Origin of the sequence: Paenibacillus cucumis (ex Kampfer et al. 2016), assembly GCF_019748695.1 — a bacterium.
GTDB lineage: Bacteria > Bacillota > Bacilli > Paenibacillales > Paenibacillaceae > Paenibacillus > Paenibacillus polysaccharolyticus.
The window spans coordinates 363,178-376,565 of the sequence record NZ_JACLIC010000023.1 but is presented as its reverse complement, the minus strand read 5'-3'; the positions used below and the strand labels follow the sequence as shown (position 1 = coordinate 376,565).

9 protein-coding genes are annotated in these 13,388 nt (G+C 45.6%); 2 read left to right on the top strand and 7 right to left on the bottom strand.

What is annotated here, in order from left to right; genetic code table 11:
* Positions 1-257: 257 nt before the first annotated feature.
* From H7T88_RS15020 to H7T88_RS14990, 7 genes are all read right to left on the bottom strand, one after another.
* Positions 258-1,568 (bottom strand): L-lactate MFS transporter, encoded by a 1,311-nt coding sequence (locus H7T88_RS15020; RefSeq protein WP_420874628.1) that lies wholly within the window; start codon positions 1,566-1,568, stop codon positions 258-260.
* A gap of 153 nt (positions 1,569-1,721) precedes the next feature.
* Complete coding sequence (locus tag H7T88_RS15015; protein WP_154958052.1) at positions 1,722-2,633, bottom strand: LytR/AlgR family response regulator transcription factor; 912 nt, start codon at positions 2,631-2,633, stop codon at positions 1,722-1,724.
* A 58-nt stretch (positions 2,634-2,691) separates the two neighbouring features.
* Positions 2,692-4,344 (bottom strand): sensor histidine kinase, encoded by a 1,653-nt coding sequence (locus H7T88_RS15010; protein WP_154958053.1) that lies wholly within the window; start codon positions 4,342-4,344, stop codon positions 2,692-2,694.
* Between the two features lie 216 nt (positions 4,345-4,560).
* Entirely contained in the window at positions 4,561-6,156 is a 1,596-nt protein-coding gene (locus H7T88_RS15005) for an alpha-L-rhamnosidase-related protein (protein WP_154957700.1), read from the bottom strand.
* Between the two features lie 15 nt (positions 6,157-6,171).
* On the bottom strand, positions 6,172-7,008 hold the full coding sequence (locus tag H7T88_RS15000) for a carbohydrate ABC transporter permease (protein ID WP_154957701.1): 837 nt from the start codon (positions 7,006-7,008) through the stop codon (positions 6,172-6,174).
* Positions 7,005-7,868 carry a carbohydrate ABC transporter permease gene (locus H7T88_RS14995; RefSeq protein WP_260510925.1) on the bottom strand — a complete coding sequence of 288 codons (864 nt, stop codon included), beginning with the start codon at positions 7,866-7,868 and terminating at the stop codon, positions 7,005-7,007. Before H7T88_RS14995 ends, H7T88_RS15000 begins: the two co-directional genes overlap by 4 nt.
* A 127-nt stretch (positions 7,869-7,995) precedes the next feature.
* Positions 7,996-9,324, bottom strand: coding sequence for an ABC transporter substrate-binding protein (locus H7T88_RS14990; protein ID WP_090922698.1), 1,329 nt, complete (start codon positions 9,322-9,324; stop codon positions 7,996-7,998).
* 130 nt (positions 9,325-9,454) lie between these two features.
* Here H7T88_RS14990 and H7T88_RS14985 point away from each other — a divergent pair, with 130 nt between their 5' ends.
* Both H7T88_RS14985 and H7T88_RS14980 read left to right on the top strand, forming a co-directional pair.
* Positions 9,455-11,251: a sensor histidine kinase gene (locus tag H7T88_RS14985; protein WP_221789066.1), complete on the top strand. Its 1,797-nt coding sequence runs from the start codon at positions 9,455-9,457 to the stop codon at positions 11,249-11,251.
* Complete coding sequence (locus tag H7T88_RS14980) at positions 11,248-12,849, top strand: response regulator (protein WP_221789065.1); 1,602 nt, start codon at positions 11,248-11,250, stop codon at positions 12,847-12,849. The genes H7T88_RS14985 and H7T88_RS14980 overlap by 4 nt, the downstream gene beginning before the upstream one ends.
* Positions 12,850-13,388 lie beyond the last annotated feature (539 nt).

Genomic DNA, 13,388 nt, shown 5'->3' with positions numbered 1-13,388 from the left:
TATAACAGAAGCAAAGGTAGCAATGCACATCTTGGGATGTACGTCAGCGTGGTTATGTCGCTCTTGCACTTGGCAACAAGGCTTTTGGGATTTGTGAAGCTTTTGAAAAAGGTAAAAACGGCCTCATCTGAGACCGCTTGCCATTAATCTAATCTAACTTTTGGTATTCGTTCTTAGCCCAATGCCGTGTCCAATCGCTAGGTCTCTGTGATGTTGTGATACGTATATATGGATCTGTACAACGATATAACTACAACTTAGCTTGCCCGCGATGACGGGTTGAACTGCATCTGTTTATTATGGGAATCACGTGCCCGCAGGCTTGTACCTGGAGGTGTGATGATCAGTGCCATCAGCAGTGATACCGCACAGAGTACCGCAATGACGATAAAGGTAAGATGGAAACCACCCAGTAGCGCACTGATAAATGATCCAGCCAGAGCACCAAATCCGAACCCTTGATAGATCACGCCATAGTTTTTGCTCTGGTTTTTCAACCCGAAGTAATCGGCCACAATGGCTGGGAACACGGTAATGTTACCCCCAAAGCAGAAGGCAATCGCTGCCACACAAGCGAAGAAGATTCCAAAGTTCAGCGGCACCAGACTCAGCGTCATGACAGCCACGGCTGTAACGAGCAACGCTCCGGCGATGACTTTCATCCGTCCTACTTTATCCGACAAGGCTCCCAGAATTATACGACCCGCTGTGTTAAAAATAGCGACCATGGCAACCGCATTTGCAGCCGTTGCCACGTTAAGACCTGCGAGCTGTACGCCAATGTCTTTGACAATGCCGATCAGGTACAGACCGCTCATACATGCTGTGAAAAAAATACCGAAAAGCATATACGCCTCTTTTGTGCGAAGCATTTCTTTAACTGTATATTCATGATGGACTTCTGCAGGTTCACTGACCGCGCCCTCTTTGGCAGTCACCGGAGACTGTTCACGAACCACCGCTTCACGGATCAGGAATGATCCGGCAACAACCAATACAAGAACGATTATCCCCCAGTACATAAAGGCTTGCGCTGGGCCAACCGCACTAATCAGGGCGGAGTTCACATATTTGAACAATAGACTACCGGTACCAAAAGCACCTACCGAAATACCCGAGATCAGACCTTTACGTTCAGGGAACCACTTGATCAGATTGGATAGAGAAGTGATATATGCTGTGCCGTCCGCAAAACCAACCACAAACCCAGCCAGCAGATACAGCAGCGTTAACGAGCTCACCTGAGAACTTAGAATAAGTCCAAGCCCGAGTACCACCCCGGCTACACGGATCAAACGCCGAAGCCCCCAGCGCTCTTGCAATCGGCCCGCAAACAAGGTAGCAAATGCCAAAGCAAAACTCGTAATCGAAAAAGTTATCGCGACCGAGCTGACGTCCCATCCGAAACGATCAGACAGCGGTTGATTAAATAAACTCCAAGTGTAAATGGTGCCGAGTCCCATTTGTACAATAATTGTACCCAGTACAATAAGCCAGCGGTTCATGGATAAAGATGATGTCGTGGTTGAATTCAATGCTGATGAAGCGGATGAAATAGCTGCTTTCATCGTAATCTCCCCTTTGCCGATGTCTGTGACATGTTGAACATTCTCTGTACCATTCAAACATACTTGAATGCGTTCACAAGACCATCATACATGAAAGGGGATTCATAGAGCCGTTTGCAGCATGAGTTGCATCAAATACGGAATGAAATGCCGTTATATGCGCATGAGTTGCCTGAATTCTTTGACTTTGCCACGACTTACGGGCACTTCGGCTTCCAGATCACGCAAACGAAGCAGATAAGTATTGTTAAACCAAGGCACAATCTCACGGATTTGGACAAGATTCACGAGATAGGAACGATGACAACGGAAGAAAGCATCCTGAGGCAAGCGACTGTGAAAATCGGAAATGCTGACCGGCATCGTGAACTCTCCGTTTTTGGTATACACCTTAGTGACCTTCTCCTGAGCCTCTGCATAATAGATATCTGCCGAATCGGTGACAATGATATTGTCATTGCGCAGCAAATTGACCCGTGTTCCTGTCAGATGATCCGCCGCCTGTGATGGAGAATTAGAAGATATCGGTCGCTGCTCCAGTCCTTGATGTGCCTGCCGTACGCCAGAGCGAACCTGATCTTCTCTTGTGTCATGTCCTCGCTGAGCCCCATGATCATTTGTTGACGAATGTTCCTCTGCGCGCCGATATGCCCGGTTCTCCCCCTGCATTAGGCTATCCAAGTTCTCCGTTTGCTCCTGATCCCGCTTGAAGGTCAGCTCCAGCTTGTGCAACATGGCTGCGATCCGCTTCTCGTCATAAGGCTTCAAAATATAATCAAAGGCTTCCAGTTCAAAAGCCTCAGCCGCATGCTCCTTATATGCTGTCGTAAATACGATGTAAGGTTTACGTGCAAACTTGCCAATATGATGTGCCAGCATCATACCGTCCAGCGAAGGAATGTTAATATCGAGAAATAGTACATCCACTTCCTGCTCCTGCAAAAATTTAAGCACATCCAGGCCATCTTCCAGACAATCCACAACATCAATCTGGCTATGCTCGTGAATGAGATAACTCAATTCTTCGCTTGCCGGAATTTCATCCTCCACAACTAAGGCTCTCATCCTTCTTTTGTCTACCCCATTCAACATGCCTTCATCTAACGCTCTCATCGCTTCATCATCACCTTGATATGACATCTCCTTTGGGTACATCAAATAAAATCTCGGTCCCTTGCTCTAACCTTCTAATCGTTAGGCCTTGTCCATAAATCAACTTCACACGCCGATGCACATTATATAGCCCGATTTGGTTGCCCGGCATGCGATCATGGTAGACTTTTTCAATAATATCTCCACTGATGCCTGCCCCGGTATCACTCACGCTAATACGCACAAAATCAGAATGATCCTGCACCTGAATCCGCACGGTTCCAGGGCCTTTAACCTTCAGAATCCCATGTATAATCGCGTTTTCTACGAGAGGCTGAATGACCAGGCTTGGAATATGCACTGCCACTTCATCAATCTCGTAGATAACCGTGAGTCTGCTGCCAAAACGCGCTTTTTCAATCTCCACATAATTACGGACTTGCTCCAGCTCTTTATGAATATCAATTAACTCATCCGACAGCTCCAAGTTGTAACGCATGTAACCCGAGAGGTTAACAATCAATTCCCGCGCACGATCCGGCTTGGTGCGTATGGACGAAGCGATAGCGTTCAGCGCATTGAACAAAAAATGAGGATGAATCGTTGTCTGTAATGCGCGTAATTCCGCTTTGTTCGCCGCAGCCTTAATCTCCTCTACGCGAGACACCTCCATCTGTGTGGAGATAATCTGAGAAAGTCCCACAGCCATCGTTTGCAGTGGATACGTAATTTTGTAGGCTTTACGATAATAGATTTTAAGCGCGCCCGTCACATCGCCCCGTTCTTTCAGGGGAATGATCAGCAACGAGTGGATATCTGGGGTTTTCTCATCTGTTACATCGTTACTGATCGTAATTTCCCCGCTGGAGATCGTCTTCTTGGTCATTTCACTAATAATCTCATTGCCAATATGATACCTTTCCTCACCAAAACCAACATAAGCCAAAACATTCCGTGTATCCGTGATCGCTACCGCGTCCGCTTGGATATCTTCCTGAATGATTTTACATATTTTGCGCAGGGAATCCTCATCAATGGAGCGGAAATAAGGCAGTGTTTTATTCGCAATCTCCAATGCCAGCTTGGCCTGACGGCCTGCAATTAACTCCTTTTCCCCCTCCACACTCTGCACCAGAAGTACGATCAGCCCAATGTTCACCTCACCCAGAATCATCGGCAGTGCAATCTTCGAAACGATATCTGCTCCAAGCGGGTCAGGATACGAGTATAGGAGAATCAGCAGCATCGTGAGCGCTTCAATGATCATGCCTGCCCCAATACCGATCATCCAGCGTTTGGATTTTGGGGTGTATTTGTGAATGTAACCCGACACCAACCCCGCAAGTATACTTGTGATCAGGCACGGAATTGCGGTTATACCATCCATATCGATGAGATAACGATGCACTCCGGACACAAGTCCCGTAATAATGCCCACCGGTGCTCCAAACAAGATTCCACCCGATAAAATCGCAATAATCCGCACATTAACAAGTGAGCCTTCAACGTTGATGCCTGTATATGTACCAAAGATGGCAAACGCACAGAATAACATAGTTACCGCAGCATACTCCTGCCACCTTAACTTGCCCTTCTGCAAAATCTGCCTGAACCGCGGCACCCGCGACAGAAAAAACAAAAATATAATCAGCAGCGCCGCCCGCTCAAACAGCCCCAGCAACATCGTAAACATTTCCAATCCATCTTCCTCCACATCTATCTGAAAAAATAACAATAACAGCGCCAGATCACCCTCATGCATCCCACACTGCGATATTGTATCTGTACTACTCGTATGCAACAGTTTACCCTCCCCCTTGGAGGAAAGCAAAGGATATCCTGTGAATATCGTAAAAAAGCCAACCGAACATCCGGTTGACCTCGTTCCACTGCTTTTGAATCAGCAAGCAGTTGAAGCAAATATTCGTCTAATAAAATAACTTGGTGTACAGCTCCAGGCATGGCAATAACTATTGATCAGATTACTGCCATACGGAGAATATGTCTTGTCGTCGGGATTATATAGCTCCCAGAACGTATCTGCTCCATCCTTTACCATGCCGCCCCAGTAAGCTCGAATCTGCGCCAAGGCCTCTTCCTTTTTTCCACATTGCAACAGCGACTCTACGTAATGATGCATCATGTAAGGCGTGTTCATTGGAATTGCTTCCTTATGATTCATCAACCGTTGCAATAATGCCCACGCTGCATCCTTATCCACCACTTCAGCCAGAATCATCCAGACCTGCGATGCCCACGATACCTGACGTCCCTCACCGCTGATGAAGAAACCTTGTTCCTCATCCCATAAATAATGAAGGGTAGCCCGTTCCGCCTGCTGAACCTGCATCTGAATCTGTTCCTCTTGCGCGGACAGCCCCAGTTCCCGGGCAATCCATTGCCCTCTTTTCATGCTATAGATCAATATCGCCTGTGCACCTGCCTGTTTATTCAACTGCTCATGCCAATCGAGGAAGCAATACCACGTGTCATCATCCTGCACAACACCACGTGCATCCAGCCTTTTCAAGGCAATGTCGATCTGCTCTCTGGCAACAGGCCACAACACCTCCAGTGTCTCTCGATCCTTCGTTGCCTCGTAATAGTCCCATAATGTAGTGATGAAAAATAGGGCATAGTCATACAAGTAGATGTCATCTACATAAGGCTCCGGTTTTTCGTACAGGCACGCACCAACTTGCCCACCTTCCAGCCTTGATCCGGCAAATAGATATAAACAGCGCTTCACCAGATCATTACAGCCAAATGTCTCATAATTGACCAAGGCCTGCAAACGCAGATCACCAATCCATAACCGCCGATCCCGCTTCGGACCGTCCTCAAATACCGTTTGCATACAATCCCGAAGAGTACGAATTGATACCAGATCAAGTTGTGCGAGCTCTTCATCGATGTTTTCCGGCAATGGCGGTATAGCATCCATCGATGCGGAAGTCACCGCCCTACAATAAATATCCTTGATCTGGATATCATACCGAATCGATGTGTCCAGTACTTCAATCTTCAGATAACGAAAGGCATATCGACGGTTCAACGTAACTGTGCCAGGTAGCACGTCCACATTAAGCACCTCATCCTGCAACCAGGAACGACTAAGCCACCCCTCATATGTGGAAAAGTCTTCAGCAACCTCACATGGCATCTCGCCAAATGTCAATTTTAATCTCAAAGGTGCATCTGCATTGCTTCGTACATTCAGCAGTGAAAGGGTTACATAACCGACAAGATGCTGGCCAAAATCCAGTGTTATCTCGTCTCCCTTGCGTAGCGTTTGCTTGGGCAAAACAGAAGCCGGGCCTATCGTCTCCATCCGCCATCCTTGAAATGCATGTGAATCTGACATGGAACGAACGATCCGCTCGGGATATACCGTTTGCTCGTGGAGCTTTGGAATCCATTGCTGCGCCTGATCCATCCATGATTCGTTTACGATATGTTCGCCCACCCTGCGTTCACTTATAATCTTTTCACTCATGTCAGGTTCCCCTCCTTAACCTTTAACTGCACCAACCGTCATACCACCAACAAAGTATTTTTGTAAAAATAAAAAGACCAGCAACAGCGGCAGTGCACACAGAAAGCAAGCTGCGAACAATACATTCCATTGCGTCGGGTTTTGCTGATCCCCCATAAATCCAAGCATCGCCAGTGGTAAAGGTGATTCTCCGGCTCCGGAAATAAAAATCATATTAAAAAAGTAATCGTTCCAGATCCATACTCCCTGCGTAATAATAACGGACACCGTCACTGGAATGAGCAGCGGAAAAACAACTGTCCAGAAACGCTGGAATAATCCGGCACCATCAATATGTGCAGCCTCCTCCACCTCTTCAGGTACACCACTGCGAATAAATCCGGTATACAGGAAGGTGGAAAACGGCAAGCTGCAGGTTATAAACATAAAAATCGGAGTATACTGGTTCGTCGGAATATGCAGCGCATTAATCATCTGCACGATAGGGATCAACACCATCTGAGCAGGCACCACGAGCCCCGACAGAAAAAATAAATACATAAACTTGCTGAGCTTTGTTTTCAGCCGGGCCATCGGATATGAGGCCATCGCTGCGAACAGGACCACAAAGATGACCGATACCCCAGTTAACACAACGCTGTTCCATAAAGCATCCAGAAAATGCATACGCTCGAAGGCAGCTTTGTAACTTGCCAGAGACATACCTTGAAACAGGACGAGCGGATTGGTGTTATCTTTCGGATCACGCAGTGAAGTCGAAAAAGCAATAATCAGTGGAATAAGATTCAGCGCCATAATTAAAATGACAGCGAGCTGAGTAAACCCTTTTCCCATCCATTTACGAGAAGTCATGCCGACACCTCCCGCTTGTTCATTTTCAGTACAAATACCGCCGTAATAACGATAATTACAGCAAAGGATATGACACCAAGCGCTGAAGCCTTACCAAAGAGCTGCTCGGTAAATGCCATTTTATAGATTGAAAAGATTAACGTATTCGTCGCTGTACCCGGGCCGCCATTGGTCATAATAAACGGAAAGTCAAACGCTTTGAGCCCGTTGATTAAGCTCAGAGTTACATTAATGGTGATAGCCGTTGCCAGAAGAGGTATCTTCACATGTCTCAACAACCGCCAAGGACCGCACCCGTCGATCCGGCCTGCTTCTAACAGATCATTCGGGACTGTTTGCAGACCGGCCAGGAAAATAATCATCGTAGTCCCGATCGTTTTCCAGATTTCCACAAAAATAATGGAATACAAGGCTGTTGAATAATCACCGAGGAAATTCAGTTCACTCGCAATACCCAGTTTATTCAGAAAGGAAGAAATCAGCCCGTAATCCGGCATGTATACGTAACTCCAGAGAAATCCCACAACGATTGCGCTGAATAGCGTAGGAATATAGGCCAAAGAACGGTAGATTCCGGTTCCTCTTATTTTCATATTTAATAGCAAGGCCATCCCCAAACCGATTAGATTACCCACAACAACCGTAACAAACGTATAGATTAATGTGTTTTTCAACGATACACCAAGCACATCACCGCGAAACAAATCTTTGTAATTGTCCAATCCGATATAGCTAAACGCCTGAGCATATCCGTTATAGTCCGTTATACTGTACTGGAATAACCGCAGAATCGGGAAAATCCAGAATGTAAGGTAAAAAAGTAATGCGGGTACAGCAAACCAGTACATGGACTTTTTCATGACAGTCGAGTTCATCTTGCTCCATCCTCTCCCAGAAGAATGCGGCCAGGGAAGTAGCTGAAAAGCCCTTCCCCATGGCAACAGACAGTTTCATCTAATTCTTGATCAAGTGTTTTTCAGACACACTCTAGTTCTTCCACAGCTCTCTAAATTTGCTTTCCATCGCAGCTGCGACCTCTTCAGGTGTTGTCTTTTGTCCAGCGATAATCTCTGCGAATTTGGCTTGCATGACATCCGACACTCCCGCAGGCCACATCTGATTGCTAAAATATATAGAGTTGCCTGTTTGTTGATAATTGTCATTTACTTCCTTGAACAATTCCTTCTCCAATGTCACGCCTTTGTACACACTGATTGAACTGTTGGAAGCCACAAAAGCTTTGAACAACTCTGACTGTCCGTCAAACAGATAATTCAGCACTTGCTTCGCTGCATCCAGATTGGCTGATTTTGCATTGAGTGCATAACCGGCCGATGTTGCACCAGACACATATACCGGTTTGCCAGAATCATTGCCTGGAAGGGAAGAGAATCCGCGAGTGAAGTCAGCTGCACCTTTGGATGTCATGGAAGCGTAATCCCATGTACCGGTCAATGTCATCGCTGCTTTGCCATCAATGAACAGCTGTGCTGATTGTGCACTGCCGATACCCAGTGAGTTCTTCACGATGTAACCTTTGTCGTACAGATCTTTATACCTTGAGATCGTTTCAATCCACTTTGGATCGGTCAGTGATTTCTCACCTTTTTGCAGCTTTACATCAAAATCCTTATCATCCGGGTATACCATGTTGGCCGCAATCTGATACATTCCAAATTGGATCACCCAAGGATCTTTATCTCCCATAGCAATCGGTGTGATCCCCGCATCCTTCAACTTTTGGCATAATTCCAGAAACGAAGGCCAATCTTTCGGAAATTCGGAGTAACCGACCTGTTGTAACAGTTCCTTATTGTAATAAGCCCCCAGAAATGCAATACCACCCGATACGCCGTATGGCTTGCCGTCCACAGACATATCATCCTTTGCACCTTGACTGATATTATTCCAGAACTTCAGGTCAGACAGGTCAGCGGCAAATCCGGCTTTGGCAAAATCAACGACTCCACCTGCTGAATTTTTGGGGAAAATCCAGAACATATCTGGCCCCTGACCAGCTGCCAGTTTCGTTCGTACCGAGGTGTTGTATTGATCATCAGGAAGCTTCTGCACTTCCAGCGTGATATTCGGAAACTTTTCCTTGACTAGACGAGGCAACGTTTCGAGTTCGAAGTCCTCCCCTTCCGACGCCTTGTTTCCTGAGAGCATCATCGTCAACGTGATCGGTTTGGCAGAGTCACCGGCTCCCCCATTATTGTCGGAACTTCCCTGTTCCTGACTGGCAGAACTACATGCGCTAAGGAACGTCATTAGCAGCACTAAAGTCAAAGGCCACAGTTGTTTTCTATTTTTCATCTTGTCATTCCCCCGATTCATGTTTATTCTTGCTTTGTGCACATTTTCATCATACGGCGTTCATTAGTACATTTACTTTAGCTTGTGTGGTGCACTATTTTTAGAATTGACATTCGCAGGGGGAGCACGTATGATTCTGTTCAATATCAAAACCAAACTGTTTCTGATCCTCGTTCTTGTGTCGATCATACCTATTATCGTTGTATCCCTGAGTTCCTACCGAAGTTATACAAAGCTGGTGAATGAGCAGACTTCTCTGATTACATCCACAACAATCGGCAATTCGGTCAAAAGTATGGAAGAGATTTTGCAGAACATCGACCGCATTTCGGTCACTCTTCTTCAGCAGTCTTCCAATGCAACCGCTTACAGCACAGTTAGTGATGAACTAACGAAGCTGAACGATACGAATGATCAGTATGACATTTTTATGATACGTAGCAAGCTCAAGCTGATCTTTGAAAATATTTTGCTCGGATACAATTACATTAATGGTCTCTACCTCTTCACACCAGACGGAAAATGGATCAGTTATGGAAGCAGTGGCACGGATCTGCGTCTAGACTACGTTGCTCTTCAGGATCAATGGTATCTCGACACCATTCAGCGTAAAGGCGATTTATATGTTGGCGAGGTGGGCGTTAAACCTTATATTATCAATGCCAAACAGTCGATCGGTTTCTCCAGAGCCCTTTACGATCCGAACAATCATGAGTTTCTCGGCGTATTCATGCTGGATTGCGGGATGAACATTTTTGACGGACTGAAACGGAATCCTGCGCCAAGTCTCTCCAACCTGTATTTGGCTGACGATCAGGGGAAAATACTATACTCCACGGAAAGCGACCAGATCGGACATCCTCTTCCTGCCAGCTTTAATCCGGCAATGAAGCAAGTGAACAGTAGTTCACAGTATAAAACCATTCAGGATAAAATGATGACCGTTATACAAAAGGTGCCTGGACATAACTGGAATGTCATTGCCAACATCTCTCTTGAACGCTTATACGAGCAGTACAACATCTCTCAAAAGCTATTTTTGTATGTTGCTGTAAGCTGTGCTGTAATCTTTCTACTCTTATCCTTTTTCTTGTCCAACCTGATTACCAAACCGATCATTGAATTAACCAAAATGATGCGTAAGACCAAATCACATCAGTTCGTGAAGATCAAACCGCAAAAAAGCAAACATGTGGATGAAATCGGAATCCTCTATCATGAATTCAATAAAATGATGAAGGATATTGATACCCATATTCGGGAGAGCTATCAAAATAAAATCCTGACACTCGATTCACAGATGAAAGCACTCGAAGCACAGATCAATTCTCATTTCTTATACAATACACTGGAGTCAATCAACAGTATTGCAGAGATTGAAGAGGTCGAAAGCATTGTCATTATGACCAAGTCACTCGGCGATATGTTCCGTTACAGCATCAAAACAGATAGTGAACGCGTGACCGTCAGCGAAGAGCTACAGCATGTTGAAAATTATATGGCCATTCAGCAGATCAGGTACGGAGATAAAATCAACTTCGAGCTCTACGTGGAGCCTGAGATCCAAAACCACTATATGCTTAAACTCCTGCTGCAACCGCTCGTGGAAAATGCAATCTATCATGGTCTGGAGAACAAACGTGGCAAGGGTACGATTATGATTACCGGCAAGGTTCAAGATGAACAGATCATCTTTGAAGTATGCGATGACGGCGTAGGCATTGCACCTGAACAGGCAGATGAGCTGAGACAACTACTATTACAGCCGCCAGAATTCATTTCTGTCGGTCAAAGGCTCAAGCAGAGCATTGGCATCAAAAACGTACATTCACGAATTGTTCTGTATTATGGTGACGGATACGGGTTGACCTTCCATAGTGAGGTTCATCGAGGAACCCGAATTACCGTAAAAATTCCAAGTCTTTGAGAGTAGAGGTGACGGCTATGTATACGTTTATCGTTGTGGATGACGAACATTTGATTCGTAAAGGTCTGTTAAAAAAACTGGAGGCATCGGAGCATAAGATGACGCTGGTTGGTGAAGCAGACAATGGAGCCGAGGCATTGGAATTGATTGAATCTTTGAGCCCCGATATTGTCTTCACAGATATGCGCATGCCCGAGATGGACGGGCAATGGTTAATTCGAACGGTGAGCCAGCGTTTTCCTCATATCAAACTCATCGTGATCAGTGGCCATACTGATTTTGATTATATGCAGGAGGCCATCTCGGCCAAGGTAGTCAATTACCTGCTTAAACCGTTTAGCCGGGACGAAGTTCAACGTGCCTTGCAACAAGCCATACGAACACTTGAACAGGAACGCGCGCTGAAACAAGAGGTTGTTCAGCTGACTGTGGAGACAGAACAGATGAAAATCGATGCTGACCATCAGACTTTTCTTCATGTTGTGCTGAGTCCATATCTGCCCGCGAAGCGCCCTATATTCCGTTCCCGAGAATTCGCTGTCCTTCTGGAAGCCGAACTTCTGCTTTTTATGATGATCTATAGTCCTAAACCCTTCATCGTGGAGCATCTTCCATCTTTTCCGCACAGTCTCTATATCCCGCATCCCCAATCAGAACAACTTGTTTTTCTCATGATGTGTGATCCAGGCGACACAGTTGCTGAACTGCAAAAACGTGCCGTTCTATACGCGGAGCGTATCCTTGCAGAAACAACAACAGCGGAATGTTGTATCGGAATCAGTCTCCCCTTATCCGATGTAAGTCGTATTCGTGATGCTCATCATCAGACTATTTTAGCTCTCGACCAACGCTCCATTACCGATTTCGGTAAATGTTATACCTATACAGAGGAGAACAACACCTTGTCTTCCTTGCGCTGGAGCAAGTCGCATGAATTACTGTTTTCCATCGAAAGCGGCAGCGTATCCAAAGTGCAAGAGTTAATCGCTGATTTCTTTGCTTTCTTTCTCCAGCAACCTGATGCTTTACTAGCACACCTGAAAGAGCAGTGCCGGGACATTGTGGCTGAAACGAAACGCTTGCTGCAACATTATTTGCAAAGCGGTAGCAGTAGCAACGGAAATGCTTCCTCCAGTCTAGAAGCCGTGCTTGACATTTCATTTGATATGGAATCCATTCGTCAGTATATGGACAAGGTGTTGACAGGGACAGCACTACTGCTTCAAGAATATAATCCTTATCGATCCGATCAGGTTATCGACAACGTCAGGAAATATATCGATATTCATTATGCCAAAAATTTAACGCTGGAATGGGTCTCCTCCCTGTTTTACCTGAACCCAAGTTATCTCAGCTATCTGTTTAAAGAAAAACACGGAGAGAACTTCACAGATTACGTTAACCGCCTGCGTATCGAACAAGCAAAGCACGCCTTAACCTTGACAGAGGACAAAGTCTATCGCATTGCCAAGCAGCTTGGTTACGATAATCCAAAATACTTCTTCCGCGTATTCAAAAAAGTGACCGGACTGACCCCCGAGGAATTCCGGAAACAGTACAAAGTTACGTGCAGCACCAAAGAACCAAGTCACGAGTGATGACCTGGTTCTTTGAGGTTTGCCGGTTTGGTGCAAAGTCATTGCATCTTTTCCTGCACAGAGAATGCTAGACTGATCTGGAAACGCTGCTAACACAGCCACACTTGGCAAGCACATATAAAGCCAGCCAAAACTACGTCCTTCTTCCACTATCCTCACTTGGCTGAATTGACCAACTTCTCTTCCTCAGATAACAATAGTCAACACTACAACCTTTCTTCCGCAGCAAACGTTAGCTAACACAATTTATTTTGTAATTTTCAATTATGATCTAACGAGCAAAGCCTCCCAGTAAAACTGCTCACCATATCTCTCCAAATTCTAACGATCTCAGATGAGCTTATTTAAGCGAAATAGAGCCCTCTGAAATTGTAACGATCTCCACAAAGCTTATTTCAACAAAAACAGAAGAAACAAGCCCATTTTAGCGGCAAACAACTCAAATAAGCTTCCCTGGAATCGTTAGAAAATAAAAACGTGTGATATCGCTGAAATAGCGTTTCTGGTGATCGTTAGAAAAACCTAGTCCCCGGTGCCCT

Bases quoted from the DNA above. Each gene is read 5' to 3' on its own strand.
- H7T88_RS15020 (WP_420874628.1), bottom strand. From the start codon at position 1,568: ATGAAAGCAGCTATTTCATCCGCTTCATCAGCATTGAATTCAACCACG.
- H7T88_RS15015 (WP_154958052.1), bottom strand. From the start codon at position 2,633: ATGAGAGCCTTAGTTGTGGAGGATGAAATTCCGGCAAGCGAAGAATTG.
- H7T88_RS15010 (WP_154958053.1), bottom strand. From the start codon at position 4,344: ATGTTGCTGGGGCTGTTTGAGCGGGCGGCGCTGCTGATTATATTTTTG.
- H7T88_RS15005 (WP_154957700.1), bottom strand. From the start codon at position 6,156: ATGAGTGAAAAGATTATAAGTGAACGCAGGGTGGGCGAACATATCGTA.
- H7T88_RS15000 (WP_154957701.1), bottom strand. From the start codon at position 7,008: ATGACTTCTCGTAAATGGATGGGAAAAGGGTTTACTCAGCTCGCTGTC.
- H7T88_RS14995 (WP_260510925.1), bottom strand. From the start codon at position 7,868: ATGAAAAAGTCCATGTACTGGTTTGCTGTACCCGCATTACTTTTTTAC.
- H7T88_RS14990 (WP_090922698.1), bottom strand. From the start codon at position 9,324: ATGAAAAATAGAAAACAACTGTGGCCTTTGACTTTAGTGCTGCTAATG.
- H7T88_RS14985 (WP_221789066.1), top strand. From the start codon at position 9,455: ATGATTCTGTTCAATATCAAAACCAAACTGTTTCTGATCCTCGTTCTT.